This is a genomic window from Mycobacterium sp. ELW1 (assembly GCF_008329905.1).
Taxonomy (GTDB): domain Bacteria; phylum Actinomycetota; class Actinomycetes; order Mycobacteriales; family Mycobacteriaceae; genus Mycobacterium.
On record NZ_CP032155.1, the window covers coordinates 3347131 to 3373916 of the forward strand.

The following is a 26786-nucleotide window of genomic DNA, read 5'->3' on the forward strand; positions in this document are numbered from 1 at the left end:
ACGACTCAGCGAGCGGGTTTCGGGCAGGAGGGATGCGCTCCCGCGGTCACCAGGTCTGCGACGGCGCTGCGCGGGTCACCGCTGGTGACCAGACCTTCGCCGACCAACACCGCATCGGCTCCGGCGCCGGCGTACGCCAGCAGGTCACCGGTGCCCCGGACACCGGATTCGGCGACCCGGATGATCTCGGACGGCAGCCCCGGCGCGATCCGCGCGAAGCAGTCCCGGTCCACCTCCAACGTCTTGAGGTCGCGGGCGTTGACGCCGATGACCTTGGCTCCCGCCTGCAGCGCCCGGCTGGCTTCTTCCTCGGTGTGCACCTCGACCAGCGCGGTCATGCCAAGCGACTCGGTGCGCTCCAGCAGCGACTCCAGGGCGGGTTGCTCGAGCGCGGCGACGATCAGCAGCAGCATGTCCGCGCCGTGCGCCCTGGCCTCGTGAATCTGATACGGCCGGACGATGAAGTCTTTGCGTAGCACCGGGATTCGCACAGCGGAACGTACCGCGTCCAAGTCGGCCAACGACCCGTGGAAGCGGCGTTCTTCGGTGAGCACGCTGATCACCCGCGCGCCGCCGCTCTCATACGCCCGAGCCAGCTCGGCGGGGTCGGCGATATTGGCCAGCTGCCCGCGGGAAGGGCTGGCGCGCTTCACTTCGGCAATCACGGCGATGCCCGGCGCGCGCAGCGCGGCCAGCACGTTCAGCGGCGCCGGTGCAGCCTCCGCGGCGGCTTTGACCTCAGCCAGACTGACGATCGCCTCGCGGGCGGCAACGTCGGCGCGCACTCCCTCGATGATCGAGTCGAGCACGCTTGCCGAACTCATGGCTGCCGGATCCCTTCTCACGCCCTGGCGATCTCGCTTGCGTCGTCCAGTGAAGGGTAGTCGTATCGAGCCGCGCATACGTCACCGACCCTCGGTGTCGGTACGACGATCCGTGGGATCGACACCTTCGTCCAGCGCATCCCACATGCCCCGCTCCGAAACGCTTGGATCCGTGTCCTCGCTACGTGCCGCGCTGCGACGAGCAGCCGGTGCCGCATATTTGGCGGTGGCCTGGCGTCCAGAGGCCGCCGAGCGCATCAGCAGCACGGCAGCGACCAGGGCACATGCCGCCGCGCCGATGGTCAACCCGGCGCCGAGGTACTGGCGAGAGCTGGCGACCAGCGTGTGCACCGGGATCTGGGCGAGTTCGGCGGCACGCGGACCGACGTCCGGGGTGCGGATCAAGCTGACACCGAGGTAACCGAGCAGCAGGGTCACCACCGCCACCAGCATCGCGACCGCCCGCAGGCCCCATCCCCGTACCGCCAGGCCGGCCACCGCCGCGGCGAGCAGCAGCACAGCCAACGGCAGCAGGGCATTGGACCAGTTGGCGCCCGTCAACATCACCGTCTTGGGCTGGCCGAGACCGTCGAACGACGTCACCGACACCCAGGCGAGCCGGGAGGCGACCCACAGCAACACCGCCGACACGACCAGCAACAGCTGTCCGATGCGGATCACGGGGCGCTCAGAGTTTCGGCGGCGGCGATCGCGTTCAGTACCGCCTTGGCCTTGTTGGCGGACTCGTTGTATTCGTAGGGACCGTTGGAGTCGGCCACCACGCCACCACCGGCCTGCACGTACGCGGTGCCCTTGCTCATCAGGGCGGTGCGGATGGCAATGGCGAAGTCGGCATTGCCGGCGAAGTCCAGATAGCCGACGACCCCGCCGTAGAGGCCGCGACGGGTCTTCTCCACCCCTTCGATGAGCTCCATGGCCCGCACCTTCGGCGCACCGGTCAGCGTGCCGGCCGGGAAACAGGCCGTCACCGCGTCCAGGGCGGTGCGCCCATCGGCGAGCAGCCCGGTGACGGTCGACACGATGTGCATGACGTGGCTGTAGCGCTCGATGTGGCTGTAGTCCTCGACGCGCACCGTGCCCGGGACACACACCCGGCCGAGGTCGTTGCGTCCGAGGTCGACCAGCATCAGATGCTCGGAGCGTTCCTTCTCGTCGGCCAGCAACTCCTTCTCGAGCAGCTGGTCTTCCTCCTCGGTCTGGCCGCGCCACCGCGTTCCGGCGATCGGATGTGTTGTTGCCCAGCCGTCCTTCACCGTCACCAACGATTCCGGGCTGGACCCGACGATCGAAAACGCCGTTCCCCCAGTCTCATCCGGCACGTGCATGAGATACATGTACGGGCTGGGATTGGTGACCCGCAGCATCCGGTACACATCGATCGGGTCGACCGCGGTGTCGATCTCGAAGCGCTGTGAGGGCACCACCTGGAAAGCCTCGCCGGCCTCGATCTCCTTGACCAGGCGCTCGACGATCTCGCTGTACTCCTCCATCGTGCGCTGGGAGCGGTGCCGAGACTGCGGGCGGGAGTAGGTCGCCACGGTCGACGACAGGGGCTGGCCGAGCGCCTGGGTCATCACGTCGAGGCGCGCGACGGCGTCGTCGTAGGCCTCGTCCACCCGCTCGTCGGTGCCGTTCCAGTTCACCGCGTTGGCGATCAGGGTGATGGTGCCCTCGTGATGGTCGACGGCGGCCAGATCGGTGGCCAGCAGCAGGAGCATGTCGGGCAAGCCCAGGTCGTCGGTGACCAACTCGGGCAGCCGTTCGAGGCGCCGGACGAAGTCGTAGGCGAAGAATCCGACCATCCCGCCCGACAGCGGCGGCACTCCCGGCAGCGATTCGGTGGACAGCAACGTCATCGTCTCGTGCAGGGCCTGCAACGGATCGCCACCGGTCGGGGCGTCCTGCGGGGTGGCGCCCAGCCAGACGGCCTCGCCGTCACGCACGGTCAGCGCCGAGGGTGCACCCGCCCCGATGAACGACCAGCGCGACCACGAACGGCCGTTCTCGGCGGACTCGAGCAGGAATGTTCCGGGCCGGTTGGCCGCCAGTTTCCGGTACGCCGACAGCGGTGTCTCACTGTCGGCCAGCACCTTGCGGATCACCGGCACCACGCGATGTTCGGCGGCCAGCGCCCGGAACTCCTCACGCGTGGTGGTGGCGGCGAGGTTGGATTGCACGGGTACATCCTCCCAGACCCGCCGTGCCGGATTGACCGGCGTAGCCTGCACCCATGAAACGTGGAGACCGGGTTGCGGACTTCGAACTGCCGGACCAGACCGGCACCGTGCGCTCACTGACTGAATTGCTGGCCGATGGGCCGATCGTGCTGTTCTTCTACCCGGCCGCGATGACGCCCGGCTGCACCAAGGAAGCCTGTCATTTCCGCGACCTCGGCTCGGAGTTCGCCGCACTCGGCGCCAGCCGGGTCGGCATCAGCACCGACGCGGTGGACAAGCAGGCACGGTTCGCCGACTCCCAGAATTTCGACTACCCGCTGCTGTCCGACGCCGACGGCGCGATCGCCACCGCGTTCGGCGTCAAGCGCGGGCTGCTGGGCAAGCTGATCCCGGTGAAGCGCACAACGTTCGTCATCGACACCGATCGCACGGTGCTCGAGGTCATCTCCAGCGAGGTCAACATGGACGCCCATGCGGACAAGGCGCTGGAGGTGCTGCGTCAGCGCCAGAAGGCCTGACGACGCGTGTCGGTTCTGCGTCTGTCGGATGTGACGTTCCGCCGCAACGGCAAGCAGATCATCGACGGAATATCGCTCACGGTGGAGCGCGGCGAGCACTGGGCGCTGCTCGGCCCCAACGGTGCGGGCAAGAGCACATTGCTCGGTTTCTGCGCCGCCGAGACGTTCCCCACCACCGGTACGGTCACGGTGCTCGGCCGCCAGATGGGACGCACCGATCTGGCCGCGCTGCGCCGATCGATCGGATACGTCAATCCCCGCCACCGCCTTCAGTATTCGCTGACGGTGCGCGACGTGGTGCTGACCGGCATCACCGCCACCATCGACCTGCCGATGCGCTGGACACCGAGCCCGGAACAGGCTGAGCACGCCGACGCGATGATCGCCGCGGTGGGGATGAGTCGTAAGTCCGACGACGTGTGGCCGACGCTGTCGCAGGGTGAGCGTGGCCGCGCTCTCATTGCGCGAGCACTGGTTTCGGAGCCCGAACTGCTACTGCTCGACGAGCCGACCACCGGGCTGGACGTCGCTGCCCGCGAGCAGTTGCTGGAGACCATCGACAGCCTCGACCACACCCATCCCGACGTCGCGTCGATCCTGGTGACCCATCACCTCGAAGAGCTGCCGACCACCACCACCCACGCGCTGCTGATCGCCGACGGGCGCACCGTGGCGAGCGGTCCGGCGCACGAGACGATTTCGACTGACAACGTCACCGCCGCCTTCTCGCACCCGATCGCGGTCGGCTATCAGCAGGGCCGCTGGACCGCGCGGGCCAAGGCGACGGCGATCGACGTCTAGGCGAGCGCCGCGGCGACGACGTCAGCCGGTAGCTCGGACCACGGCCGCGGGTCGGCGGGCCGCTCAGGCGGGGCGCAGAGCGGGCGATGCCACCAACCGACATCCCACCACTTCCCCATCTTGAAACCGACGCGCTCATAGGTCCCGATATGGCTGAAGCCCAGCGCCTCGTGCAACCCCACGCTGGCCGCATTGGGTAGAGCAATCCCGGCGTAGGCATTGATGTACCCCTGTGCGGCAAGCACATTGACCAACGCCGTATAGGCGCGCCGACCATGACCTCGACGGTGCGCCGAAGCTGCGAAATACAGCGACACCTCAGCGCACCACCGGTAGGCCTCCCGTGACCGGTGCGGCCCGGCATAGGCATACCCGACGACGTGGTCGGCGTCGGTGACGACCAGCCATGGGAAATGCTCCAGTGTGGTCGTCAGCCTCGCCGCCATCTCCTGCGCAGTGGGCGGTGTGAGCTCGAAGGAGATCACGGTGTCACGGACATACGGGGCGTAGATGTGCGCAATGGCGTCAGCGTCCGCCGCAGTCGCCATCCGAATGCCCACCAGCGGCTAGCTTTCCGGCGCCAGGATCTGGTCGGCGTCGAAGCAGCTGTGGTCACCGGTATGACACGCCCCGCCGACTTGGTCGACCTCCAGCAGCACGGCGTCGCCGTCGCAGTCCAGCCGCACCGAATGCACGTGCTGGGTGTGCCCGGAGGTCGCACCCTTGACCCAGTACTCGCCGCGGGAGCGCGAATAGTAGGTCGCCTCGCGGGTTTCCAGCGTGCGGGCCAGCGCCTCGTCGTCCATCCAGGCGACCATCAGCACGTCGCCGCTGCCACGCTCCTGCGCGATCGCGGCGAAAAGTCCGTTGGCGTCGCGCTTGAGCCGCTTGGCGATTTCCGGGTCGAGGCTCATCGGACGGTAATTCCTGCCGCAGCCATCGCCGCCTTCACCTCACCGATCGTCAACTCGCCGAAATGGAAGACGCTGGCCGCCAACACCGCGTCGGCTCCCGACTCGACGGCGGGCGCGAAGTCGCCGACCGCGCCGGCGCCGCCGCTGGCGATCACCGGAACCGTGACCGCCTTGCGGACTGCACGCAGCATCGCCAGGTCGAAACCGGCTTTGGTGCCGTCGGCGTCCATCGAGTTCAGCAGGATCTCGCCGACCCCCAATTCGGCTCCGCGTCTTGCCCATTCGACCGCGTCGATACCGGTCCCCTGCCGGCCACCATGCGTGGTGACCTCCCAGCCCGACGACGGGTCGGCGCCGAACCGGCCGGCACCGTGCGGGCATCCACCGACAGCACGATGCACTGCGAGCCGAACTGCCGGGACAATTCGGCCAGCAGCTCAGGGCGGGCGATCGCGGCGGTGTTCACCGAGACCTTGTCGGCCCCGGCGCGCAGCAGCACGTCGACGTCCTCCACCGATCGCACGCCGCCGCCGACCGTGAGCGGAATGAACACCTGCTCGGCGGTGCGGCGCACCACGTCGAGCATCGTCGCCCGGCCCGACGAGGACGCCGTGACGTCCAGGAAGGTCAGCTCGTCGGCACCCTCGGCGTCATAGACGGCGGCCAGTTCGACGGGATCGCCAGCGTCCCGCAGGTTTTCGAAGTTCACACCCTTGACCACCCGGCCGGCATCGACATCCAGGCAGGGAATCACACGCACCGCGACGTCCATCAGAGGTAATTCTCCGGCGGACCGACCTTGTCGAGGATCTCCATGACGCGCTCGTGCACGCCGGGGGCGGCGGCCAGCGCTGCCCGAGACGACGGCGTCCAGTGCTCACCGGACAGATCGGTGACGACTCCCCCGGCCGAACGCACCAGCGCGACGCCGGCGGCGTGATCCCAGATGTGATCGCCGAAACTGATTGCCGCCCCCATGATTCCGGATGACACATAGGCGAAATCGACGCCAGTGGCGCCGTGCATGCGCAGCTTCGAGCAGACCCGGCTCAGGTTCTCCAGCACGGCCAGCCGGTAGCGGCCGGGGAAGCGTCCCCGCCAGTCGACGTTGAACGTTCCGATGCCGATCACGCACTGGCCGATCTCGCCGTGCCCGATCGGCGGTTGCGCCTGCCCGTTGTAGTACACCGGGCCGCCCACCACCGTGCTGTAGCGCTGGTCGGTGAACGGCAGCCAGGTCAGCCCGGCGACGGGCTCGCCGTCTCGCAGCAGACCCAGCAGGATCGCGGCCATCGGCGACCCGGCGGCGTAGTTGAAGGTGCCGTCGATCGGGTCGAGCACCCAGACCAGCGGCGAGTCGATTGGGGCGCCGCCGAATTCCTCGCCGTGCACACCGATGCCGGTGGTGGCCTCCAAGGCCTCGACCACCTGGCGTTCGATGGCCAGATCCACCTCGGTGGCGAAGTCGTTGCCCTTCTTCTGCACGGCCGAGTCGGCCCGATGTCCGGCGATGAACGGTGCGGACGCCTCGTCCAGAATCACCGCCGCCTGGGCCACCAGGGTGTCGAGGTCCACTAGCGGCTCACCGCGGCAAGCGCCTCCGGCAGCGTGAATCGGCCGGCGTAGAGCGCTTTTCCGACGATCGCGCCTTCGACACCGCTGTCGACCAGGGTCGCGATCGCGCGCAGGTCGTCCAGGCTGGACACGCCACCCGACGCGATGACAGGCGCGTCGGTGCACTCGGCGACGCCTTCGAGCAGGTCGAGGTTGGGTCCGGTGAGCGTGCCGTCCTTGGTGACATCGGTGACCACGAACCGCGAGCAGCCCTCGCTGTCAAGGCGTTCCAGCACGTGCCACAGATCGCCGCCGTCGGTCTCCCAGCCGCGGCCACGCAGCCGGTGCTCCCCCTCGACGATCTGCACGTCCAGGCCGACGGCGACCTTGTCGCCGTACTCGGCGATCGCGGCGGCGCACCACAGCGGGTTCTCCAGCGCCGCGGTGCCGATGTTGACCCGGGTGCAGCCGGTGGCCAGCGCCGCCTTGAGCGACTCGTCGTCGCGGATGCCGCCGGACAGTTCGACGTTCACGTCGAGTTGCCCGACCACCTCGGCCAGCAGTTCACGGTTGGAGCCGCGACCGAATGCGGCGTCGAGATCCACCAGGTGGATCCAGTCGGCGCCGTCGCGCTGCCAGGTCAGCGCGGCGTCCAGCGCCGAGCCGTACTCGGTCTCGCTGCCGGCCTTGCCCTGCACCAGACGGACCGCCTTGCCCTCGACCACGTCGACGGCAGGCAACAAAATCAGTGGCACTCTTACAGCCCCTCAACCCAATTGGTGAGCAACGCCGCACCGGCGTCACCGCTCTTCTCCGGATGAAATTGTGTCGCCGACAGCGGACCGTCTTCGACCGCGGCCAGGAACCGCACGTGATGGCTGGCCCAGGTCAGCTTCGCCTCGGGTGCGCCCTCCCACTTCTGCGCTGCATAAGAATGCACGAAGTAGAACCGGGTGTCGGCGTCGAACCCCTTGAACAGCACGCTGTCCGGTGCGGCGTCGACGACGTTCCACCCCATGTGCGGGATCACCGGCGCTTCGAGTCGGGTGACCGAGCCCGGCCATTGCCCACAGCCCTGCGATTCGACCCCGAACTCCACGCCCCGGGCGAACAGGATCTGCATGCCCACGCACACGCCGAGCACCGGCCGGCCCGCGGCCACCCGGTCGGCGATGATGCGGTCGCCCCCGATACCGCGCAGGCCGACCATGCACGCCTCGAACGCACCGACCCCGGGTACCACCAGGCCGTCGGCGTTGAGCGCGCGCTGAGCGTCGGCAGTGACCTCGACATCGGCCCCGGTGCGTTCCAGCGCCCGCTGCGCCGAGCGCAGGTTGCCCGAGCCGTAGTCCAGGACGACGACGGATCTAGCTGTCACAGTGAGCCTTTGGTGGACGGCACGCCGGAAACCCGGGGATCGGGCTCGACGGCCTGTCGCAGGGCCCGCGCCACCGCCTTGTATTCCGCCTCGGTGATGTGGTGCGGGTCGCGGCCGTAGAGCGTGCGCACATGCAGCGAGATGCGGGCGTTGAATGCCAGCGACTCGAACACGTGCCGGTTCACGACCGTGTGGTACGGCACGCTGGAGCCGGCGATGGTGAAGTCGACCATGTAGTCGGGTTCACCGGTGTGCACGAAGTAGGGACGGCCGGAGACGTCGACCGCGGCGTGGGCCAGCGTCTCGTCCATCGGGATGAAGGCGTCGCCGAAGCGGCGGATGCCCTTCTTGTCGCCGAGCGCTTGCCCGAGGGCTTGCCCGAGCACGATCGCGGTGTCCTCGATGGTGTGGTGACCCTCGATGTCGACATCGCCCGTGGCCGAGATCGTCAGGTCGAAACTCGCGTGGGTGCCCAGCGCGGTCAGCATGTGGTCGAAGAACGGCACCCCGGTGTGCACGCTGACCTCTCCGGTGCCGTCGAGGTTCAATTCGACGACGATGTCGGATTCGCGGGTCTTGCGCTCGACCTTTGCGATGCGGGTCATGGTGCTCCTAAGTGGGCCAGTTCGGAGGCGGCCAGCCGTGCACTGGCGGCCAGGAAGGCGTCGTTCTCCTCGGCCAACCCGATGGTGGTGCGCAAAAATCCGGCGATCCCGACGTCACGGATCAGGACACCGTCGTCGAGATAGTGCTGCCATGCCCGTGCGGCGTCGGCGAATTCGCCGAACAACACGAAGTTGGCGTCGCTGGGGATGACGCGGAAACCGTAGTCGGTCAGCGCGGCGCTGACCCGCTCCCGTTCGGCGATCAGCGTCGCGACGCTGCCCAGGGTGTCGTCGGCGTGGCGCAGCGCGGCGCGGGCGGCGGCCTGGGTGACCACCGAGAGGTGGTAGGGCAGCCGGACCAGCAATACCGCGTCGATGATCGCCGGGGCGGCGATCAGATATCCCAGCCGACCACCGGCGAACGCGAATGCCTTGCTCATGGTGCGGCTGACGATCAACCGCGACGGGTACTCCTCGATCAGCGCGATCGCGCTGGGCTGGCTGGAGAACTCACCGTAGGCCTCGTCGACGATCAGGATGCCGTGGTGCATGGCGTCCAGCAGCCGCCGCAGGTCATCGAGCGGAACGCTCTGGCCGGACGGGTTGTTCGGGCTGGCGACGAAGACGACGTCCGGGTCGCGAGCGGCGATGACGGTCGCCGCGGTGTCGACGTCGAGGCTGAAATCGGCCGCGCGCACCGACTCCACCCACTCGGTTTGTGTCCCGTTGGAGATGATCGGGTGCATCGAGTACGACGGCACGAAACCGATGGCGCTGCGGCCCGGGCCGCCGAACGCCTGCAGCAGCTGCTGCAGGATCTCGTTGGATCCGTTTGCCGCCCAGAGGTTTTCCTGCGCGACCTCGACGCCGGTCTGATCGCGAAGGTAGGCGGCCAGGTCTGCGCGCAGCGCGACGGCGTCGCGGTCGGGATAGCGGTGCAGCTCCGCTGCGGCCGCCTCCACCGAACGCGTGACGTCCTCGACCAGTGCCGGACTCGGCGGGTGCGGGTTCTCGTTGGTGTTCAGCCGCACCGGCACGTCGAGTTGCGGTGCGCCATAGGGCGATTTCCCGCGCAGGTCATCACGCAGCGGCAGATCGGCCAGCGTCACGCCGGCACCGAGGCTCACCGCTCGAACCTCCGCCGGACGGCTTCGCCGTGAGCCGGCAGATCCTCCGCCTTCGCCAGTGTGATCACATGCCCTGACACGTCTTTGAGCGCCGCCTCGGTGTAGTCGACGACGTGGATGCCGCGCAGGAAGGTCTGCACCGACAGACCGCTCGAGTGCCTGGCGCACCCCGCGGTTGGCAGTACATGGTTGGAACCGGCGCAGTAGTCGCCGAGGCTGACCGGCGACCACGGCCCCACGAAGATCGCGCCGGCCGCTCGGATACGGCCGGCCACCTCGTTGGCGTCCTCGGTCTGGATCTCCAAATGCTCTGCGGCATAAGCATTGACAACCCGAATTCCGGTGTCGACGTCGTCGACCAGCACGATGCCGGATTGGCGCCCGCGCAGTGCTTCGGTCACCCGCTCCTGGTGCTTGGTGGTCTCCAGCTGCACGGCCACCTCGGCTTCGGTGGCCTGCGCCAGTTCGGTGCTGTCGGTCACCAGCACACTGGCCGCCATCACGTCATGCTCGGCCTGGCTGATCAGATCGGCCGCGACATGGACCGGGTCGGCGGTGTGGTCGGCGAGGATCGCGATCTCGGTGGGCCCGGCCTCTGCGTCGATACCGATCTGCGAGCGGCAGATCCGCTTGGCGGCGGTCACGTAGATGTTGCCCGGCCCGGTGACCATGTCGACCGGTGCCAGCTCGGCGCCGTCGGTGTCGGTGCCGCCGTAGGCCATCAGCGCCACCGCCTGCGCGCCACCGACCGCCCACACCTCCTCGACACCGAGCAACGCGGCCGCGGCGAGGATCGTCGGGTGCGGCAGACCACCATGGCCGGCCTGCGGGGGGCTGGCGATCACCAATGAGTCGACCCCGGCGGTCTGCGCGGGCACGACGTTCATCACCACACTGGACGGGTAGACGGCATTGCCGCCGGGCACGTACAGACCGACCCGCTCCACCGGCACCCAGCGCTCGGTGACCGATGCGCCGGAATCGAACAGCGTGGTGGTGTCGGTGCGCCGCTGATCGGCATGCACGGCGCGGGTGCGGTCGATCGCCACCTCGAGCGCGGCGCGCACATCGGCCGGCAGTTCGGCCAGCGCCGCACCCAGCGCGGCGACGGGAACCCGCACGGTCGCTGGGCGCACCCCGTCGAATTTCTCGCCGTACTCCAGTGCCGCGACGGCACCGCGCTGGGCGACATCGTCGACGATCGGGCGGACCTTCGGGACCACGGCGTCCACGTCCACGCCGCCGCGCGGAAGCGCCGCACGCAGCGAGGCGGCGGTCAGCGCGCGGCCGCGCAGGTCGATCCGGTTCATGGCGAAGCTGGTCATCGGTTCAATTGTCCCCGATCGGTGCACCCGAATAAAAATCGATTGAGCGCGGCCGCCACCGGCCCGGATACTGCGGGTATGCAATTCGAGCTGTGGCTGGCCTTCATCGGCGCCGCGATCGCCATCAGTGTGTCCCCCGGGGCCGGCGCGATCCAGTCCATGGCGACCGGTCTGGCGCACGGCCTGCGCCGCGGGTACTGGAGCATCACCGGACTCGAAATAGGCCTGATGCTGCAACTCGTGGCGGTGGCGGTCGGCCTCGGCGCGGCGGTCGCGCAGTCGATCGTCGCGTTCACGGTGATCAAGTGGATCGGCGTGCTCTACCTGATCTATCTGGCCGTCCGCCAATGGCGCAGCAAGCCCTTTGAGCTGGGTGAACAGCTTGAGACCACCGCCAGCGGCGGACGATGGTCCCTACTGGTGCGTGGCTGCCTGGTCAACGTCACGAATCCGAAGGGGCTGGTGTTCCTGCTGGCCGTGCTGCCCCAGTTCGTCGTGCCGACCGCCCCACTGTTGCCGCAATACCTCGCGATCGGGGCGACGATGGTGGTCGTCGACCTGGTGGTGATGGGCGCCTACACCGGGCTGGCATCCCGGTTGTTGCGGTGGCTCCGCACACCGCGCCAACAAACAGTCATGAACCGGACGTTCTCCGGCCTGTTCGCGACGGCGGCGGTGGTGCTGTCCCTGGTGCGCCGGGGCGCGGCCGCCTAACGTGAGCGCCATGTCGACCAAGGATCACCCGAACAACGCCCCCGGTGTGCCGATGAAGTTCCCGGTCTGGTTCGAGAACTTCCAGATCAAGTACTTCAATCCGGCAGTGAAGCCGCTGGCCAAGTTCATGCCGGGCATGTCGGTCATCTCGCACCGCGGCCGCACCTCGGGCAAGCAGTACGAGACGGTGGTCTCGGCCTTCCGTAAGGGTGACACCCTGGCCGTCATGCTCGGCCACGGTAAGACGAACTGGGTCAAGAACATCCTGGCCGCCGGCGAGGCCGACATCCGGCACGGCCGCAAGACCCTTCATATGGTGAACCCCCGGGTGGTGCCGGCGGGCACCGACGATCCGTCCCTTCCCGGCGTTGCCCGTCGCGGCGTGAAGCGCGGCGTCGGCGCGTTCGTCGCCGATATCGCCTGACTCAGACCTCGGGGCTTACAGGTCCAGACCGACGTCGAGGACCCGTACCGAGTGAGTCAGCGCCCCCACGGCGAGGAAGTCGACCCCGGTCCCGGCATACTCGGCGGCGCTGTCCAGGCTCAGGCCGCCCGAGGATTCCAACAGCACGCCGGGGGCGTTGGCGTTGCGACGCTGTACCGCGATCTGGGTCTGCCACACCGGGAAGTTGTCCAGCAGGATCAGCTGCACATCCTCGGCGAGCACCTCGTCGAGCTGTTCGAGGGTGTCCACCTCGACCTCGCACGGCAGATCCGGCGCGGCGGCGCGCACGGCCCGCAGCGCGGCGACCACCGAGCCGGCGGCGGCGACGTGGTTGTCTTTGATCAGCGCGGCGTCGCCCAAGCCCATCCGGTGGTTGACGCCGCCGCCCACCCGCACCGCGTACTTCTGCAGTGCCCGCAGCCCCGGCAGGGTCTTGCGGGTGTCGCGGATCTTGGCTTTGGTGCCGTCGACGGCGTCGACCCACGCCGCGGTGGCGGTGGCGATCCCCGACAGGTGGCACACCAGGTTCAGCAGGGTCCGCTCGGCGGTCAGTAGCCCCCGCGTCGGCGCCTGCACCCGGAGCAGGGCAGCACCGGCCTCCAGCCGGGTGCCGTCGTCCACCCGGTCGACGACCTCGTAGCCGTCCTGACCGAGCACTTCGTCGAGGACCAGCAGTGCCACGTCGATCCCGGCGGCGACGCCGGACTCCCGGGACACCAGCGACGCGACCGTGGCGGCGTCCTCGGGCACCGTGGCCAGCGTGGTGACATCGGGGCCGTAGCGCAGGTCCTCATCGAGGCCGCGAAGGATCGTCGTGCGAGCTTGCGCAAGCTCGTCGTCGGTGAGTTTCATTGCAGGCAGGCCGCCGCGTGGTCACCGTGCAGGGTGCGGCTGAACCCCTGTGCCGGATCGGTGTCGGGGTGATCGCCGCGGTGGTGGCAGCCGCGGGATTCGGTGCGCGCCAACGCCGCCGCGGTCACCGCGCGGGCGGTGGCTGTGAGTGCGACGTCCTCGGCCGCGGCGCGGGTGGTCATCCGTTTTGGCTCGGCCTCGGCGAGGAGGTCGGTGAGCCGCTGCAGTCCGGCGGCGTCGCGGACCACCGAGGCGAACTCGGTCATCGCCGTTTGCAACACCGTACGATCGAGTGCATTGTGTTGGCGCTCATCGGCTTTCGCCACCGGCGCACCCGCGTCACGGGAATGCTCGACTGCGGCCCGCCCGGCGCGGTTGCCGACCACCAAACCTTCCAGCAGGCTGTTGGAGGCCAGCCGGTTGGCGCCGTGCATGCCGGTTCGGGCCACCTCGCCGGCGGCGAACAAGCCGGGCAGTTCGGTGCGGCCGGACACGTCGGTGGCCACCCCGCCGCAGCTGTAATGCGCGCCCGGAACGACCGGGATCAGCTGGCGGGTGGGATCGATGCCCGCGGCGCGGCAGGCTGCCGTGACCGTCGGGAAGCGTTGTGCGAACTGGTCGATGGAGCGCGCGTCGAGGAAAACGCACTCGTCGCCGCTCGCCCGCAGCCGCGCCTCGATGGCGCCCGCCACCACGTCGCGCGGCGCGAGATCACCCAGCGGATGCACTCCCTCGGTGACCGACTCGCCGCGGGCGTCGCGCAGAACGGCGCCCTCACCCCGCAGCGCCTCGGTGATCAGCGGCCGGCGTCCGGTGGCATTGCGGTCGAACAGCATGGTCGGGTGGAACTGGACGAATTCGATGTCGGTGACGCCGACGCCGGCCCACAACGCCAGGGCGATGCCGTCGCCGGTGGAGCCTTCCGGGTTGGTGGTCGCCCGGTACAGGTGGCCCAGACCACCGGTGGCCAGGATGACCGACGGGGTGTGCACGATGCCGAGACCGTCGGCGTTGCGAACCAGTACGCCGGTGACCGCCGTGCCATCGCTGAGGACTTGCAGCGCAACATGATTACGGCGGATGTCCAGAGTGGCGGCGGCATGGTCGAGTGCGCGCTGCACCTCAGCACCGGTGGCGTCCCCTCCGGCGTGGATGATGCGCCTGCGGGAGTGGCCGCCTTCACGGGTCAGCGCCCACTGCCCGGGCGCGCTCTCGTCGAACCGGGCGCCGTCGTCGACCAGGTCGGCCACCGCGCGGTAACCGTCAGCGACGATCGAACGTACCGCCTCGGGGTCGCACAGCCCGGCACCCGCCGCGAGAGTATCGCGCACGTGCGCTTCCACCGAGTCATCGGTGTGCGGCAGCACAACCGCGATCCCGCCCTGGGCGTAGAACGTAGCGGTATCAGGCGCCTTGCTCAGAATGACTGTGCGACTGCCCTTTCGATGTGCGGCCAGGGCCGCGGCCAAACCGGCCACCCCGGTGCCGATCACCACGACGTCGGCACGCTGTTGCCAGTCCACACCCGCGGCACCGACGCCGCAGGCGAAGGAGCGCGTCATTCGCCGCCGCCGGGCTGGCCGATCTCGATCATCCGCTGCACGCTGGCACGGGCCAGGCGGGCGGTCTCGGGATCGACGTCGACCTCATCGGCGCCGTCGACAAGGCAGCGCAGCAGTGCGGCCGGCGTGATCATCTTCATGTACTTGCACGACGCCCGGTCGTTGACGGCCTGGAAGTCGATTTCCGGTGCGGCGCGACGCAATTGGTGCAGCATCCCGACCTCGGTGGCGACCAGCACCTGTTTGGCGTGGGAGGCCTTGGCGGCGTCCAGCATGCCGCCGGTGGACAGGATCTTGACCCGATCCGACGGGAAGGCGCCCTCACCGGCCAGATACAACGCCGACGTGGCGCAACCGCATTCGGGATGGACGAACAGCTCGGCGTCGGGGTGGCTGCGAGCCTGGTCGGCTAACTCGTCGCCATTGATACCCGCGTGCACATGGCACTCGCCGGCCCAGACGTGCAGATTGGTCCGGCCCGTCATCCGGCGGACATGGGCACCGAGGAACTGGTCGGGGCAGAACAGCACCTCGCGGCCTTCCGGGATGGAGGCCACCACCTCGACGGCGTTGGACGACGTGCAGCAGATGTCGGTGAGCGCCTTCACTGCTGCGGTGGTGTTGACGTAGGAGACGACGACCGCACCGGGGTGCTCGTCCTTCCAAGCCTGCAGTTCGTCGGCGGTGATCGAGTCGGCCAGCGAGCAGCCGGCGCGCTGATCCGGAATCAGCACCGTTTTCTCCGGGCTGAGGATCTTGGCGGTCTCGGCCATGAAGTGCACGCCGCAGAACACGATCGTCTCTTCGGCGGCCTCGGCGGCGATCCGGGACAGTGCCAGCGAGTCGCCGACGTGGTCGGCGACGTCCTGAATGGCCGGCAGCTGGTAGTTGTGCGCCAGGATGGTCGCATTGCGCAAGGTGGCCAGCCGGCGAATCTCGGCGGCCCATTCCTCGTCACCGTTCACGCCGGTGTAACCACCGGGTCCGTCGGTGATGCGAGCGACAAGGCCGGCCCCAATGCCGCCGTCGAGGGCGTCAGAACGATCCAGGACGGTCATTTCCGCCTCCTGTCTTGCTTGCGAGGTTTTCGACTTATAATCGAAAACGTGCCTCATACTAGCACCGAACACGAAGTACTCGCCGTCGTATTCCAGGTTGGCGACGTCCAGTCCCGTACACCCGCCCTTAACGTGCTGTTATGGCAGCGCGGCCTGGAACCTGAGCGGGGCAAGTGGTCATTGCCCGGCGGCGGGCTGCGCGCCGACGAGGACCTGATCAGTTCCGCGCGACGCCAGCTGGCCGAGAAAGTCGACGTCCGCGAGATCGCGCACCTGGAACAGCTCGCGGTGTTCTCCGATCCGGGCCGCGTGCCCGGTGTTCGCACGATCGCCTCGACATTCCTCGGTTTGGTGCCCTCGGTCGCCACCCCCGAACTGCCGCCGGATACCCGCTGGCATCCGGTCAGCGACCTGCCGGAGATGGCCTTCGACCACGCCCCGATGGTGGAATACGCCCGCACCAGGCTGGTCGCCAAGCTGTCCTACACGAACATCGGATTCGCCTTGACACCAAGGGAATTCGCGCTTTCGACGCTGCGCGACATCTATGGCGCCGCCCTCGGCTATCAGGTCGACGCCACCAATCTGCAGCGGGTGCTCGCGCGCCGCGGCGTCATCACGCCGACCGGGACGACAGCCCATCCGGGCCGCAGCGGCGGGCGCCCGGCGGCCCTCTATCGCTTCACCGACTCGCATTTGAGGGTGACCGACGAGTTTGCCGCGTTTCGGCCACCCGGGTGAGTCGGCTGGCTTCTTAGACCATTCTTAAGGTAGAAAGGGTGGAATGCATCCGGTAAGCGCTGGGGCGCCGAGCCCCGAATGGATCGGCCGCGCCCCGCACGAGGAACTCGAGCGTGGTGCGCATCCACAGCTTCCGGCTGATGACCCGTTCTACGAACCGCCCGCCGGCTTCGAACACGCCGAGCCGGGCACCGTGCTGCGCTCCCGTGACGTCCAGCTGGGCTTTCTCGGGCTGATCCCGCAGCGAGTGCGGGCCACCCAGCTGCTGTACCGCAGCACCGACCACAACGGTTTGCCGCAGGCCACCGTCACCACGGTGCTCATCCCGACCGGCCACACCCCCGATCGGGTCCGCAACGTCGTCTCCTACCAATGCGCCATCGACGCGGTGGCCTCGCGCTGCTTTCCCTCGTACGCCATGCGCCGGCACGCCAAGGCCGTCGGGTCGCTGCCCCAGCTGGAGTACCTGCTCGTCGCGGCCGCACTCGCCGAGGGCTGGGTGGTCTCGGTCCCCGACCACGAGGGCCCGGCCGGCATCTGGGGCGCCCCCTACGAACCCGGCTACGCCGTCCTCGACGGTGTGCGGGCGGCGCTGAGCTTCGAGGCGTTCGGCCTCGCCGCGGACAGCCAGGTCGGGTTGTGGGGTTACTCCGGCGGCGGGCTCGCCACCGCGTGGGCAGCCGAGGTGCACGAGGACTACGCCCCCGAGCTGAACATCGTCGGCGCCGTCCTGGGTTCGCCGGTCGGCGACCTGGGCCACACGTTCCGCCGGCTCAACGGCTCGTACCTGGCCGCGTTGCCCGCGCTCGTGGTGGCCGCGCTGGCCAAGACCTATCCCGATCTGAACCGGGTGATCGAGCAGAACGCCACCGAGGACGGACTGGCACTGCTCCGCCGGCTCGAGAACATGACGACCGCGGAGGCCGTCATCCGGCTGTTCCGCACCGACTTCGACGACCTGGTGCACCCGCCGCTGGAGGAGATCCTGGCGACGCCGGAGGTTCAGTACGTCTTCGACAACATCAAGCTCGGCAAGGCGGTGCCCGACCTTCCGGTGCTGATCGTGCAGGCAGTCCACGATTCGGTGATCGATGTCGACGACATCGACGACCTGGTGCACACCTACTCTGCGGGCGGAGCGCGGGTGACCTACCACCGCGACATGTTCAGCGAGCACATGCTGCTGCACCCGATGTCGGCGCCGATGACGCTGCGCTGGCTGACCGACCGGTTCGCCCAACGCCCGATCGACGAGCACATCGTGCGGACGAAGTGGCCGACGCTGCTCAATCCCATGACCTACGCGGGCATGTGGCGCCTCGGCGGGATCGTCGCGCGTGTGGTGTCCGGCGGCCGGGTTCCGTTCCGACCACTCTAAAAAGAGGGCCCAGCTCTAAGCGGAGACGCGGTCCATCGGCGGCCAGGCACCGAGATCGTCACGCGGTGTGGCCACCGCCATCAAGGCATACGTCAGCGCCGCGATCGCGGCCGGAAAAAGTAGCGTCGTCGCGATCTGCAGCGGCCCGTGCGCGAAGAACACCGGCGGCGCCTCGGAGTAGTAGAAGATCCGGTTCTCCGGCGTGACCGGAGCCGTGTCGAACGGCACCGGCCCGTAGTGCCAGCGCACCAGCAGCGCACCCACACCCGCGGCCGCACCGGCGCCGGCGATCGAACCCACCCACAGTGCCGTCGCCAGCAGCGGGCCACGATGGGCACGCCACTGCCACACCAATACGGCGGCCACGATCGCCATCGACGTCAGCAACCCGATGAGCAACGCCGCCGCCACGAACAGATGGTCGGATTCGCTGCCGAGGTAGGTCTGCACCCGCTGACCGGAGCGGGTCAGCGCCACCACGCCGTGCGCAGACGGCGCCAGCACCGACCACACCGCGCCGATCACCGCGCCTGCCACGGTCAACCCGGCGACCACCACAAGTGCCGCACGGCGCCTCGAAAAGCGTTGTCGTGGTTCGGGATTCACCGCTGGTCCTCCAGATCGTGGGAGTCGACCCGACCATGCCGCGAGCACTTGGCCCACCAGCCGTCCGGCCGCACCTGGACCACCATTCGGCGGCCGCACTCCGCGCAGAACCGAGGCGGCTCGAGTCCGAGCTGTGCCGCGGTGGGCACGAGGCTGCCGGCGAGCTCGCCGGTGTAGACGTTGTAGACCCCGGCACTCACCGGTGCGGGCAGCTGTCCGACCATCGCCACTACAGGCTGGCGTTCAGTGCCTTGATCGGCATCTGCAGATCTTCGAGCAGCTCGAGATCGGCCTCGGCCGGGCGACCCAGCGTGGTCAGGTAATTTCCGACGATCACGGCGTTGATGCCACCGAGGATGCCCTGCTTGGCGCCGAGGTCGCCGAGCGTGATCTCCCGGCCACCGGCGAACCGGAGCATCGTGCGCGGCAATGCCAGGCGGAACGCGGCGACGGCTTTGAGGGCCTCGGACGCCGGCAGCACGTCCAGATCACCGAACGGGGTGCCCGGGCGCGGGTTCAGGAAGTTCAGGGGCACCTCGTGCGGATCGAGTTCGGCCAGGTTCGCCGCGAACTCGGCGCGCTGCTCGAGTGTCTCCCCCATACCGAGGATGCCGCCGCAGCACACCTCCATGCCGGCCTCGCGCACCATCTCCAGCGTTCCCCACCGCTCCTCCCATGAATGTGTGGTGACGACGTTCGGGAAGTAGGACTGCGCGGTCTCCAGGTTGTGGTTGTAGCGGTGGACGCCCATCTCCTTGAGGCGATCGACCTGGTCCTGGGTGAGCATCCCCAGCGAGCAGGCGATCTGGATGTCGACCTCGTTGCGGATCGCTTCGATGCCCGCGGCCACCTGGGCCAGCAGCCGCTCGTCGGGTCCGCGCACGGCGGCCACGATGCAGAACTCGGTGGCGCCGGACTTCGCGGTCTGCTTGGCAGCCTCGACCAGGCTCGGGATGTCCAGCCAGGCACTGCGCACCGGCGAGGCGAACAGACCGGACTGCGAACAGAAGTGGCAATCCTCCGGGCAGCCACCGGTTTTCAGGCTGATGATGCCCTCGACCTCGACCTCCGGGCCGCACCACTTCATCCGGACCTCGTGGGCCAGGGCCAGGAGTTCTTCGAGGTGATCGTCGGACAGCTGCAAGACCTCGAGCACCTGATCGCGGGACAGACCCTCGCCGCGCTCGAGCACCTGCTCGCGCGCCAGTGCCAATACGTCCGTCGCTGCCTGCGTCACCGGCTTGTCCTCCTGCGTTCGCCAACTTGAACAGTGTTCAGGCTAGGCTACGCGTGTGCAGCTCCACAAACGCGACGTGGTCGATGCGGCGACGACACTGCTGGACAACTACGGCATGGCCGACCTGTCGATGCGGCGGCTGGCCCGCGAGCTCGCGGTCTCCCCCGGCGCGCTGTACTGGCACTTCGCCAACAAGCAGCAACTGCTCGGCGCGGTGGCTGACCGAATCCTGTGCACCGTCCACGACGTGCCTGCCGACTGGCGTGTCCGCGTCGAGGCGATCTGCGATCAGCTGCGCGACGCCCTGCTGTCCCACACCGACGGCGCCGAGCTGGTGTCCGCCAGTTTCGCCGCGGGCCAGTCGGAGGCGATGACGCAGATCCTGGGTTGGCTGGCCGATGCGGCTGTCTCCGCGGGCGTCGATACCGGGCACGCCGTGACCGCCGGCCGCACTGTCCTCTATTACGTACTGGGCTTCACCGCTGACGAGCAATCCCGCCTGCAGTGGGACGCCGCCGGCGCCGACCTCCCCGACGAACAATCCGTGCTCGGCGCCGACCCCAGCCGCCGGTTCGGCTTCGGGGTGCAGCTGCTGATCGACGGCATCGCGGCGCGGCGGAGCCTGCCGGTGTGATCACCGTCGACCAGGTGCGCCCGATCGCACTTGCCCTGCCGAGGGCCTACGAGACCGTGGTCCGCGATCGGATCACGTTCCGGGCCGGCAGGCTGGTCTTCCTCGCGTTCTCCCGCGACGAGACCGTGATGGGGGTCGGGTTCCCGAAGGAGGAGCGCGAGGCGATGGTGTCCGCCGAGCCGGACAAGTTCGCACTGCCCCGCCCATCGAACATGCGCTACAACTGGATCCACGTCCGCCTTGATGCGGTCGACCTCGACGAGGTACGCGAACTGGTGATCGACGGCTGGAAGATGTGCGTTCCGAAAAATGTTGCCGCGCAAATCAACTGATCAATATGTGGTCGGTACGCGCGTCGCTGTCCCAACGCCGCAGTCCGACGATGCTCGCCCGGATGTCCACGGTGATCCCGTCGACCAATGCGAATGCGTCGCCGGCTTGCGCCGGGGTGAAGCGGCGCCCCAGCGTGACGTGCGGCGTCCACCGGCCCGGAGCACTGTGCGCGAAGACATTGGTCACCGACGGCAAGCACACGTCGTAGACCTCGTCGTGCATCGCCAGCAGCGCAGCCGACGGAACCACCAACCGGGCCAGCGTCATCCGCCCCACGCCGAACACCAGGGGTGCGCCGAGCACAGCCCGGAGCGGGAAGAGATCCGCCAATGTCGTGAGCCGGTCGTCCACATCGGGCGAGATCCGCTCAGCGGCGATCAGCGTGATGTGCGGGCGGTTCGTGGCGGAGTTCACTCGCAGCTGGCTGGGTAGGCCGGCATCGGCCAATGCCTGCCACGTGTGCCGCACGGCATCGTCGGCACGCTGGTCGAGGAGCAGCTCAATCGAGTGCGCCATCTCAGACCAGGCCGGTGACCCAGTCCGGGTCGAACGCCCGAGCGCTGAACAACGCGAAGTCATTCGGGGACACCGCGGCCACTCCCGCCGGGAGCGCGGCGCGGACCGGAGCCAGCTTGGCCAGCGCGTCACGGTTGGACTTCTCCGCCGGACCGGGCTGGGCGGGCCAGGCGCCGATCACCAGACCGGCACACGAAAGCCCTTTGGCACCAAGCCCTTCCAACGTCAAGGAGGTGTGATTCAGCGTGCCCAGGCCCGGTTCGACGACGACGAGAACCGGCGCGGCCAGCTCGACCGCGAGGTCGCGCAGCGTCGCGCCGTCGGCCGTCAATTCCACCAGCAGGCCACCGGCCCCCTCGACCAGCGTCAGCCGGCCGGGCCGGTCGACGTCGCGGATGACGCTCAGCAGCTCGCCGGTGCTGGGCAACGGCAGGCCCGCACTTTCGGCGGCGGCCACCGGCGCCAGCGGATCCGGATAGCGGGCGACGCCGAACAGTTCGGTGACCCCGGAAAGCCTGCCCACTTCGGCGAGGTCGTCGTCGCCGTCGGCGGTACCGGTCTGCACCGGCTTGCACACCGCGACGTCCCGCTCGGCGACCCGCGCGTGGCACGCCAGCGCCGCGGTCACAACGGTTTTTCCCACCCCGGTCCCGGTGCCGGTGACGACCAGCACGCTCATCGGGGGTGCACCGCCAATACCGTGGTCAAGACGTCGCGCGCGGTGTCCATCTCGTCGTCGGTCAACGATGCCCGCGCGGTCAGTCGCAGCCGCGAGGTTCCCGCGGGAACCGTCGGTGGCCGGAAACAACCGACCCGCACCCCGGCCTCCAGACAAGCACTCGCCGCGGCCACCGCGATCTCCGGATCGCCGAGAATGACTGAGACGACGGCAGATTCGGGCTTCTCGGGGACGTCGCACATCTCGGCCAACTCCCCGGCCCGAGCGATCACCGCGGTCGCCCGCTGCGGTTCGGCGGCCAGCACGGTGAGCGCGGCCAGTGCCGCGCCGACGGGCGCCGGGGCCAGTCCGGTGTCGAAGATCATCGTGCGCGCGGCGTCGATCAGGTGATCGCGCACCGCGGCGGGGCCGAGCACCGCGCCGCCCTGGCTGCCCAGCGACTTCGACATGGTGGTCGTCATGATCACATCGGGCGCCCCGGCCAATCCGGCCTCGTGGATCAGGCCACGTCCGCCGGTACCGCGCACCCCGAGGCCGTGGGCCTCGTCGACCAACAACAGCGCCCCGTGCTTGCGGCAGACCTCGTGCAGCCTGCGCAGTGGCGCCAGCGCGCCGTCGGTGCTGAACACCGATTCGGTGATCACCAGCGCCCGCTCTTCGTCGCGCCCGGCCAGCGCGGCCTCGACCGCCTCGATGTCGAGGTGCGGCGCGACGACGACCCGCGCCCGCGACAGCCGGCAGGCGTCGACCAGCGAGGCGTGCGACAGCGCGTCGGACACGATCAGCGAGCCCGGGCCGGACAGCGCCACGGTGGCGCCGATGTTGGCGGTGTAGCCCGAGGAGAACACCAGCGCGGCCTCGGCGCCGACGAAATCGGCCAGGGCGCTTTCGAATTCCTCGTGCAGTTCGGTGTTTCCGGTGACCAGCCGCGAGCCGGTCGAGCCCGCCCCCCAGGTGCGCAACGCAGCCACCCCGCCGTCGATGACCGCGGGATGCTGGGACAGGCCCAGATAATCGTTGGAGGCGAGGTCCAGTTCGGTGGCCACGGCGGGCCGGGTGCGCAGCGATCGGCGCAGGCCGGCGTCCCGGCGCTGCTGCTCGACGGTGTCGAGCCAGGCCAGTGGGGAAAGACCGACGCGGGTCACAGGCACTCCTCCGACGCTACTTGAACACCGTTCAGGTTAAAGCACGGGCCACGGCCACCATCGCCGAGGTGATCTGATCCACCTCGTCCGGCGTGCAGATGAACGGCGGCATCGCGTAGATCAGGTTGCGGAAGGGCCGCAGCCAGACGCCGTTGTCCAGGGCGACCGGGGTGGCGACGGTTAGGTCGACCGGCTGCCGGGTCTCGATGACTCCGATCGCGCCGAGCACCCGGACATCGGCCACCGACGACAGCGCGCGGGCCGGCTCGAGGCCCTGGGCCAGCCCGGCACCGATCTCGGCGACCCGGCCGCGCCAGTCCTGCGCGAGCAACAGTTCGACCGAGGCCACCGACACCGCACATGCCAGCGCATTGGCCATGAACGTCGGGCCGTGCATCAACGCGCCGGCATCGCTGCCGCTGATCGTCCGCGCGATATCCAGCGTGCAGAGTGTCGCCGCCAGCGTGACGTAACCGCCGGTCAACGCCTTGCCGACACACATGATGTCCGGACTGACCCCGGCGTGGTCGGCGGCGAACAGCTCGCCGGTACGCCCGAACCCGGTGGCGATCTCGTCGAAGATCAGCAACACTCCGGCGCGGTCGCACAGCGCGCGCAGGTCGGCGAGGTAGCGCGGATCGTGGAATCGCATCCCACCGGCGCCTTGCACCACCGGCTCGACGATCACGGCGGCCAGCTCATCGGCATGCTCGAGCAGCTGGTCTCCGAACGCCGCGACGTAGGCCGGGTCGTAGTCACCCGGCACCGGGGGCGCGAACACCTGCGGGGACAACACGTCGCTCCACAGCGAATGCATGCCGCCGTCGGGGTCGCAGATGCTCATCGGGGTGAAGGTGTCGCCGTGATATCCGCCACGCCACGTCATCAGCTTGGACTTGCCGAACCGGCCCGCGCTGCGCCAGTACTGCAACGCCATCTTGACCGCGACCTCCACGGCCACCGAGCCGGAGTCGGAGAAGAACACGGTCTCCAGCCCGGCCGGCGTGATATCCACCAGCAGCTGCGCCAGACGCGCGGCGGGCTCGTGGGTCAACCCGCCGAACATGACGTGATTCATCGTCGCCAACTGGTGGCTCAGCGCCGCGTCGAGCACCGGGTGGCCGTGACCGTGCACCGCCGTCCACCAGGACGCCATCGCGTCGAGCACCCTGATCTCGGCGTCGTCCCGAACCAGGGTCAGCCACGCGCCGCGGGCGCCGGTGGCCACCACCGGCGCCATCGCCTCGGCGCCGATCGTGCTGTACGGGTGCCAGATGTGCGCGGCGTCGATCTCACTGATCTGGTGGGGGGTCAACGCCGACACGCTGTGTGAGCCTAGCCGAGGTCGCGAGTAGCCCCAGAACGCGTTTGCTCAACGGATTCCGTAGCTTCGGCGCGCCGTTCGCTGCAGATGAGAAGAATAGCTGGGTTGGGTAGATTGAGTCCCGATCATGATCACCCTCAGCCCGCCCCGCCCGCCAGCAATGGCGCCAGCGGACTCCCCTCCTGACGCGGCGATGGGATCGCGGAAATCGGGCTTCTACCGTCACGATCTGGACGGTCTGCGCGGGTTGGCGATCGCTCTCGTCGCGGTGTTCCACGTGTGGTTCGGGCGCGTCTCGGGCGGGGTGGACGTCTTCCTGGTGCTCTCCGGGTTCTTCTTCGGCGGTTCCCTGTTGCGTACCGCGCTGAATCCTGACTCTTCGCTGTCGCCCTGGCCAGAGATCCGCCGACTTGTCCGCAGGCTGCTGCCGGCACTGGTCGTGGTGCTTGCCGCAGGCGCCGTTTTGACCGTCCTCATCCAGCCCCAGACCCGCTGGGAGACCTTTGCTGACCAGAGCCTGGCGAGCCTGGCGTACTACCAGAACTGGGAGCTGTCGGCGACCGAGTCGAACTACCTGCGGGCCGGCGAAGCAGTCAGTCCGCTGCAGCACATCTGGTCAATGTCTGTTCAGGGCCAGTTCTACCTTTCGTTCCTTGTCCTTATTTTCGCGTTCGCATATTTGCTGAGGCGTCCGCTGGGCGCACGTTTGCGGCCAACGTTCGTTGCTTTGCTGACCGCCCTCACCATCGCGTCATTCACCTTTGCCGTCGTGCTGCATGGCAGCGACCAGATGGCCGCGTACTACAACAGCTTCGCCCGCGCCTGGGAGCTGCTGTTGGGCGTTCTGGTGGGTGCGGCGGTCCCGTACATCCGCTGGCCGATGTGGCTGCGCACGCTGGCGGCGACCGTCGGGCTGGCCGCCATCGTCTCGTGCGGTGCGTTGATCGACGGAGTCCGCGAGTTCCCCGGTCCGTGGGCGCTGGTACCGGTCGGCGCGACCGTCCTGATGATCCTGGCCGCGGCGAACCGCCAGGCGCGGCCGTCGACCAGTGACCGCCTGCCGCTGCCCAACCGGCTATTGTCGGCCGCCCCGCTGATGACACTCGGCGCGATGGCCTACTCCCTGTACCTGTGGCACTGGCCGCTGCTGATCTTCTGGCTCGCCTACACCGACGGCAGCCGCGCCGGCTTCGTCGATGGCGCCGTCATCCTCGCGATCTCCGGCGTGCTGGCCTACCTGACCATGCGATTCATCGAGGAGCCGCTGCGGTTCCGGCGCAGCGGCGCGGCGCAGGCGGCACCGCAGCCCAGCATCCCGTGGCGCACCCGCCTGCGCCGGCCCACGATCGCGCTGGGCACCACCGTGGGGCTACTCGGGGTGGCGCTGACGGCGACGTCGTTCACCTGGCGCGAGCACGTCACCGTGCAGCGCTCGCACGGCAAGGAACTGGTGACGCTCTCGGCCGCGGGTTACCCGGGGGCGCGGGCGCTGACCGAACACGCCCGGGTGCCGAAGCTGCCGATGCGGCCCACCGTGCTCGAGGCCAAAAACGACCTGCCCGAATCCACCAACGACGGATGCATCAGTGATTTCGACAACGTCGGGGTCATCAACTGCACCTACGGCGACCTGTCGGCGACCCGAACCATCGCCCTGGCGGGCGGATCGCATGCCGAGCACTGGATCACCGCCCTGGACGCGCTGGCCAAGATGCACCACTTCAAGATCGTCACCTATCTCAAGATGGGCTGCCCGTTGACCACCGAGCAGCAACCGCTGGTGATGGGTGACAACCGGCCGTACCCGAACTGCCACGAGTGGAACGAACGGGTGATGGCCAAGCTGATCAGCGACCGTCCCAGCTTCGTGTTCACCACGTCCACCCGGCCGTGGAACATCAAGCCCGGCGACGTGATGCCGGCCACCTACATCGGGGTCTGGCAAACCTTGTCGGACAACAACATTCCGATCCTGGCGATGCGGGACACCCCGTGGCTGGTGCGCAACGGCGAGCCGTTCTTCCCGACCGACTGCCTGGCCAAGGGCGGCGACGCGGAATCATGCGGGATCAAGCGCTCCGACGTGCTCTCCGATCGCAATCAGACACTGGATTTCCTGACGCAGTTCCCACAGATGCGGATCCTCGACCTCAGCGACGCGGTGTGCCGTCCGGACGTGTGCCGCGCCGTCGAAGGAAATGTGCTGGTCTACCACGATTCTCATCACATCTCCGCGACCTACATGCGCACGTTGATCCCTGAACTGGGCAGGCAGCTGGGGGCAGCCACCCGGTGGTGGTGACAACTTGCGCATCACG

The 26786-nt window shown here is 68.6% G+C and carries 30 protein-coding genes and 1 pseudogene; 9 read left to right on the top strand and 22 right to left on the bottom strand.

Going from position 1 to position 26786, the window contains the following annotated elements:
* Positions 1-5: 5 nt before the first annotated feature.
* From trpC to D3H54_RS15825, 3 genes are all read right to left on the bottom strand, one after another.
* The gene (gene trpC / locus D3H54_RS15815) at positions 6-824 is read right to left on the bottom strand and encodes an indole-3-glycerol phosphate synthase TrpC (RefSeq protein WP_149379836.1); all 819 of its coding nucleotides are present in this window, start codon (positions 822-824) and stop codon (positions 6-8) included.
* A gap of 81 nt (positions 825-905) precedes the next feature.
* Positions 906-1505 (bottom strand): TIGR02234 family membrane protein, encoded by a 600-nt coding sequence (locus D3H54_RS15820; protein ID WP_149379837.1) that lies wholly within the window; start codon positions 1503-1505, stop codon positions 906-908.
* Positions 1502-3022 (bottom strand): anthranilate synthase component I, encoded by a 1521-nt coding sequence (locus tag D3H54_RS15825; protein WP_149379838.1) that lies wholly within the window; start codon positions 3020-3022, stop codon positions 1502-1504. The genes D3H54_RS15820 and D3H54_RS15825 overlap by 4 nt, the downstream gene beginning before the upstream one ends.
* 53 nt (positions 3023-3075) lie before the next feature.
* Here D3H54_RS15825 and D3H54_RS15830 point away from each other — a divergent pair, with 53 nt between their 5' ends.
* Positions 3076-3540 (top strand): peroxiredoxin, encoded by a 465-nt coding sequence (locus tag D3H54_RS15830; protein WP_149379839.1) that lies wholly within the window; start codon positions 3076-3078, stop codon positions 3538-3540.
* 6 nt (positions 3541-3546) lie between these two features.
* Positions 3547-4341, top strand: a complete 795-nt coding sequence (locus D3H54_RS15835) for an ABC transporter ATP-binding protein (protein ID WP_149379840.1) — start codon at positions 3547-3549, stop codon at positions 4339-4341.
* Here the strand turns inward: D3H54_RS15835 and D3H54_RS15840 are convergent.
* The 9 genes and pseudogenes from D3H54_RS15840 to hisD form a co-directional block, all read right to left on the bottom strand.
* Positions 4338-4889: an arsinothricin resistance N-acetyltransferase ArsN1 family B gene (locus D3H54_RS15840; RefSeq protein WP_149379841.1), complete on the bottom strand. Its 552-nt coding sequence runs from the start codon at positions 4887-4889 to the stop codon at positions 4338-4340. The genes D3H54_RS15835 and D3H54_RS15840 overlap by 4 nt on opposite strands.
* 18 nt (positions 4890-4907) lie before the next feature.
* Entirely contained in the window at positions 4908-5255 is a 348-nt protein-coding gene (gene hisI / locus D3H54_RS15845; RefSeq protein ID WP_149379842.1) for a phosphoribosyl-AMP cyclohydrolase, read from the bottom strand.
* Positions 5252-6027, bottom strand: a pseudogene (hisF, locus tag D3H54_RS15850) (imidazole glycerol phosphate synthase subunit HisF). The gene hisI and the pseudogene hisF overlap by 4 nt, the downstream one beginning before the upstream one ends.
* Complete coding sequence (locus tag D3H54_RS15855; RefSeq protein WP_149379843.1) at positions 6027-6830, bottom strand: inositol monophosphatase family protein; 804 nt, start codon at positions 6828-6830, stop codon at positions 6027-6029. Before D3H54_RS15855 ends, hisF begins: the two are co-directional and overlap by 1 nt.
* Positions 6830-7564, bottom strand: coding sequence for a bifunctional 1-(5-phosphoribosyl)-5-((5-phosphoribosylamino)methylideneamino)imidazole-4-carboxamide isomerase/phosphoribosylanthranilate isomerase PriA (gene priA / locus D3H54_RS15860; protein WP_149379844.1), 735 nt, complete (start codon positions 7562-7564; stop codon positions 6830-6832). Before priA ends, D3H54_RS15855 begins: the two co-directional genes overlap by 1 nt.
* Before the next feature lie 2 nt (positions 7565-7566).
* Complete coding sequence (hisH, locus tag D3H54_RS15865) at positions 7567-8187, bottom strand: imidazole glycerol phosphate synthase subunit HisH (protein ID WP_149379845.1); 621 nt, start codon at positions 8185-8187, stop codon at positions 7567-7569.
* Positions 8184-8792, bottom strand: a complete 609-nt coding sequence (gene hisB / locus D3H54_RS15870) for an imidazoleglycerol-phosphate dehydratase HisB (protein ID WP_149379846.1) — start codon at positions 8790-8792, stop codon at positions 8184-8186. Before hisB ends, hisH begins: the two co-directional genes overlap by 4 nt.
* Positions 8789-9919 (bottom strand): histidinol-phosphate transaminase, encoded by a 1131-nt coding sequence (locus D3H54_RS15875; RefSeq protein ID WP_149379847.1) that lies wholly within the window; start codon positions 9917-9919, stop codon positions 8789-8791. The genes hisB and D3H54_RS15875 overlap by 4 nt, the downstream gene beginning before the upstream one ends.
* Entirely contained in the window at positions 9916-11244 is a 1329-nt protein-coding gene (hisD, locus tag D3H54_RS15880) for a histidinol dehydrogenase (RefSeq protein ID WP_149379848.1), read from the bottom strand. The genes D3H54_RS15875 and hisD overlap by 4 nt, the downstream gene beginning before the upstream one ends.
* A gap of 78 nt (positions 11245-11322) precedes the next feature.
* On the opposite strand from hisD, the gene rhtB reads away from it, so the two are divergent.
* Both rhtB and D3H54_RS15890 read left to right on the top strand, forming a co-directional pair.
* Positions 11323-11958, top strand: a complete 636-nt coding sequence (gene rhtB, locus D3H54_RS15885) for a homoserine/homoserine lactone efflux protein (RefSeq protein ID WP_149379849.1) — start codon at positions 11323-11325, stop codon at positions 11956-11958.
* A 10-nt stretch (positions 11959-11968) separates the two neighbouring features.
* Positions 11969-12382, top strand: coding sequence for a nitroreductase family deazaflavin-dependent oxidoreductase (locus D3H54_RS15890; RefSeq protein WP_149379850.1), 414 nt, complete (start codon positions 11969-11971; stop codon positions 12380-12382).
* Positions 12383-12397: 15 nt separating this feature from the next.
* Here the strand turns inward: D3H54_RS15890 and nadC are convergent, their stop codons facing one another.
* From nadC to nadA, 3 genes are read right to left on the bottom strand one after another with little or no spacing between them, the layout of a single operon-like run.
* On the bottom strand, positions 12398-13255 hold the full coding sequence (nadC, locus tag D3H54_RS15895) for a carboxylating nicotinate-nucleotide diphosphorylase (protein ID WP_149379851.1): 858 nt from the start codon (positions 13253-13255) through the stop codon (positions 12398-12400).
* A complete protein-coding gene (locus D3H54_RS15900; protein ID WP_149379852.1) occupies positions 13252-14817 on the bottom strand; it encodes an L-aspartate oxidase in 1566 nt (521 codons plus the stop codon). The genes nadC and D3H54_RS15900 overlap by 4 nt, the downstream gene beginning before the upstream one ends.
* The gene (gene nadA / locus D3H54_RS15905) at positions 14814-15875 is read right to left on the bottom strand and encodes a quinolinate synthase NadA (protein WP_149379853.1); all 1062 of its coding nucleotides are present in this window, start codon (positions 15873-15875) and stop codon (positions 14814-14816) included. Before nadA ends, D3H54_RS15900 begins: the two co-directional genes overlap by 4 nt.
* A 48-nt stretch (positions 15876-15923) precedes the next feature.
* Here nadA and D3H54_RS15910 point away from each other — a divergent pair, with 48 nt between their 5' ends.
* Together D3H54_RS15910 and D3H54_RS15915 are read left to right on the top strand one after the other, a co-directional pair.
* Positions 15924-16616 (top strand): NUDIX hydrolase, encoded by a 693-nt coding sequence (locus D3H54_RS15910; RefSeq protein WP_149379854.1) that lies wholly within the window; start codon positions 15924-15926, stop codon positions 16614-16616.
* Between the two features lie 43 nt (positions 16617-16659).
* Positions 16660-17994: a lipase family protein gene (locus tag D3H54_RS15915; RefSeq protein WP_149379855.1), complete on the top strand. Its 1335-nt coding sequence runs from the start codon at positions 16660-16662 to the stop codon at positions 17992-17994.
* Positions 17995-18009: 15 nt separating this feature from the next.
* On the opposite strand, the gene D3H54_RS15920 is transcribed toward D3H54_RS15915, so the two are convergent.
* The 3 genes from D3H54_RS15920 to bioB are packed head-to-tail and all read right to left on the bottom strand — an operon-like array spanning position 18010 to position 19837.
* The gene (locus D3H54_RS15920; protein ID WP_149379856.1) at positions 18010-18600 is read right to left on the bottom strand and encodes a DUF2567 domain-containing protein; all 591 of its coding nucleotides are present in this window, start codon (positions 18598-18600) and stop codon (positions 18010-18012) included.
* On the bottom strand, positions 18597-18824 hold the full coding sequence (gene bsaP, locus D3H54_RS15925) for a biotin synthase auxiliary protein BsaP (RefSeq protein ID WP_149379857.1): 228 nt from the start codon (positions 18822-18824) through the stop codon (positions 18597-18599). Before bsaP ends, D3H54_RS15920 begins: the two co-directional genes overlap by 4 nt.
* A 5-nt stretch (positions 18825-18829) precedes the next feature.
* Positions 18830-19837: a biotin synthase BioB gene (bioB, locus tag D3H54_RS15930; RefSeq protein ID WP_149379858.1), complete on the bottom strand. Its 1008-nt coding sequence runs from the start codon at positions 19835-19837 to the stop codon at positions 18830-18832.
* 55 nt (positions 19838-19892) lie between these two features.
* Between bioB and D3H54_RS15935 the strand changes: the two genes are divergently transcribed.
* Together D3H54_RS15935 and D3H54_RS15940 are read left to right on the top strand one after the other, a co-directional pair.
* Complete coding sequence (locus D3H54_RS15935) at positions 19893-20471, top strand: TetR family transcriptional regulator (RefSeq protein ID WP_149379859.1); 579 nt, start codon at positions 19893-19895, stop codon at positions 20469-20471.
* Entirely contained in the window at positions 20468-20803 is a 336-nt protein-coding gene (locus D3H54_RS15940; protein ID WP_149379860.1) for an MmcQ/YjbR family DNA-binding protein, read from the top strand. The genes D3H54_RS15935 and D3H54_RS15940 overlap by 4 nt, the downstream gene beginning before the upstream one ends.
* Here the strand turns inward: D3H54_RS15940 and D3H54_RS15945 are convergent.
* Genes D3H54_RS15945 through D3H54_RS15960 form a run of 4 tightly spaced genes read right to left on the bottom strand, consistent with a single transcriptional unit; the run spans position 20796 to position 24468 of the window.
* Complete coding sequence (locus D3H54_RS15945) at positions 20796-21320, bottom strand: 2'-5' RNA ligase family protein (protein ID WP_149379861.1); 525 nt, start codon at positions 21318-21320, stop codon at positions 20796-20798. The genes D3H54_RS15940 and D3H54_RS15945 overlap by 8 nt on opposite strands.
* Before the next feature lies 1 nt (position 21321).
* On the bottom strand, positions 21322-21999 hold the full coding sequence (gene bioD, locus D3H54_RS15950) for a dethiobiotin synthase (RefSeq protein WP_149379862.1): 678 nt from the start codon (positions 21997-21999) through the stop codon (positions 21322-21324).
* Entirely contained in the window at positions 21996-23144 is a 1149-nt protein-coding gene (locus D3H54_RS15955; RefSeq protein ID WP_149379863.1) for an 8-amino-7-oxononanoate synthase, read from the bottom strand. The genes bioD and D3H54_RS15955 overlap by 4 nt, the downstream gene beginning before the upstream one ends.
* 31 nt (positions 23145-23175) lie before the next feature.
* Positions 23176-24468, bottom strand: a complete 1293-nt coding sequence (locus D3H54_RS15960; RefSeq protein ID WP_149379864.1) for an adenosylmethionine--8-amino-7-oxononanoate transaminase — start codon at positions 24466-24468, stop codon at positions 23176-23178.
* A 127-nt stretch (positions 24469-24595) separates the two neighbouring features.
* Between D3H54_RS15960 and sucT the strand changes: the two genes are divergently transcribed.
* Positions 24596-26770, top strand: coding sequence for an acetyltransferase SucT (gene sucT / locus D3H54_RS15965; protein WP_149379865.1), 2175 nt, complete (start codon positions 24596-24598; stop codon positions 26768-26770).
* Positions 26771-26786 lie beyond the last annotated feature (16 nt).

Bases quoted from the DNA above. Each gene is read 5' to 3' on its own strand.
- trpC (WP_149379836.1), bottom strand. From the start codon at position 824: ATGAGTTCGGCAAGCGTGCTCGACTCGATCATCGAGGGAGTGCGCGCC.
- D3H54_RS15830 (WP_149379839.1), top strand. From the start codon at position 3,076: ATGAAACGTGGAGACCGGGTTGCGGACTTCGAACTGCCGGACCAGACC.
- D3H54_RS15840 (WP_149379841.1), bottom strand. From the start codon at position 4,889: ATGGCGACTGCGGCGGACGCTGACGCCATTGCGCACATCTACGCCCCG.
- hisI (WP_149379842.1), bottom strand. From the start codon at position 5,255: ATGAGCCTCGACCCGGAAATCGCCAAGCGGCTCAAGCGCGACGCCAAC.
- hisB (WP_149379846.1), bottom strand. From the start codon at position 8,792: ATGACCCGCATCGCAAAGGTCGAGCGCAAGACCCGCGAATCCGACATC.
- hisD (WP_149379848.1), bottom strand. From the start codon at position 11,244: ATGACCAGCTTCGCCATGAACCGGATCGACCTGCGCGGCCGCGCGCTG.
- rhtB (WP_149379849.1), top strand. From the start codon at position 11,323: ATGCAATTCGAGCTGTGGCTGGCCTTCATCGGCGCCGCGATCGCCATC.
- D3H54_RS15890 (WP_149379850.1), top strand. From the start codon at position 11,969: ATGTCGACCAAGGATCACCCGAACAACGCCCCCGGTGTGCCGATGAAG.
- nadC (WP_149379851.1), bottom strand. From the start codon at position 13,255: ATGAAACTCACCGACGACGAGCTTGCGCAAGCTCGCACGACGATCCTT.
- D3H54_RS15900 (WP_149379852.1), bottom strand. From the start codon at position 14,817: ATGACGCGCTCCTTCGCCTGCGGCGTCGGTGCCGCGGGTGTGGACTGG.
- nadA (WP_149379853.1), bottom strand. From the start codon at position 15,875: ATGACCGTCCTGGATCGTTCTGACGCCCTCGACGGCGGCATTGGGGCC.
- D3H54_RS15915 (WP_149379855.1), top strand. From the start codon at position 16,660: ATGCATCCGGTAAGCGCTGGGGCGCCGAGCCCCGAATGGATCGGCCGC.
- bsaP (WP_149379857.1), bottom strand. From the start codon at position 18,824: ATGGTCGGACAGCTGCCCGCACCGGTGAGTGCCGGGGTCTACAACGTC.
- D3H54_RS15945 (WP_149379861.1), bottom strand. From the start codon at position 21,320: ATGGCGCACTCGATTGAGCTGCTCCTCGACCAGCGTGCCGACGATGCC.
- bioD (WP_149379862.1), bottom strand. From the start codon at position 21,999: ATGAGCGTGCTGGTCGTCACCGGCACCGGGACCGGGGTGGGAAAAACC.
- sucT (WP_149379865.1), top strand. From the start codon at position 24,596: ATGATCACCCTCAGCCCGCCCCGCCCGCCAGCAATGGCGCCAGCGGAC.